1 pseudogene is annotated in these 512 nt (G+C 59.6%); it reads left to right on the top strand.

Annotated elements, in window-relative coordinates:
• Window positions 1-186, top strand: a pseudogene (locus SB753_RS34655) (SAM-dependent methyltransferase); the annotation flags it as partial.
• Window positions 187-512 lie beyond the last annotated feature (326 nt).

Raw genomic sequence — 512 nt, 5'->3', positions numbered from 1 at the left:
CATTTCGTCGACGTGTTTCGTACGTTCTATGGGCCGATGAACAAGGCGTTTGCCGCACTCGAAGGCGAGCCGCAGGCGGCGTTTCTTCGCGATCTGATGACACTGATCGAGAGCCGTAACCGCTCGAACGACGCGACGCTCGTCCTGCCGAGCGAGTATCTCGAAGTCGTGGTGGAACGCGTGTGAATGAAATCTGACGCGGGTCGTCTGGCCGCTTCATTCAGACGCCGCTTTTCCTGTGTCAACTGACTTCGCTGCGCTCACGCGCGGCGAAGTCGTTCCACGATGCGCCTCGACATGGCACACGTGTCTGTTTCAGTCCGACTTCCATTCAAGGTTTGTCGGCCGCGCGACGACGCTTCGCCCGGTCTTAACCCGCAGAGACAGCTGAAAGGTCCGCCAGACAAGGCCAGCGTCTCGCCGACTTCTTCTATGAGCATGTGTCGCACTTCACGACGGAATCGTTCCGTGCGCTGATGTCGCGCGCCGGCGAAATCGTCACGCTCGATCAC

The organism is Paraburkholderia sp. SIMBA_053, from assembly GCF_046534895.1.
Taxonomy (GTDB): domain Bacteria; phylum Pseudomonadota; class Gammaproteobacteria; order Burkholderiales; family Burkholderiaceae; genus Paraburkholderia; species Paraburkholderia caledonica.
The sequence above is the reverse complement of the archived record's forward strand: the minus strand, read 5'-3'. Positions and strand labels throughout refer to the sequence as shown.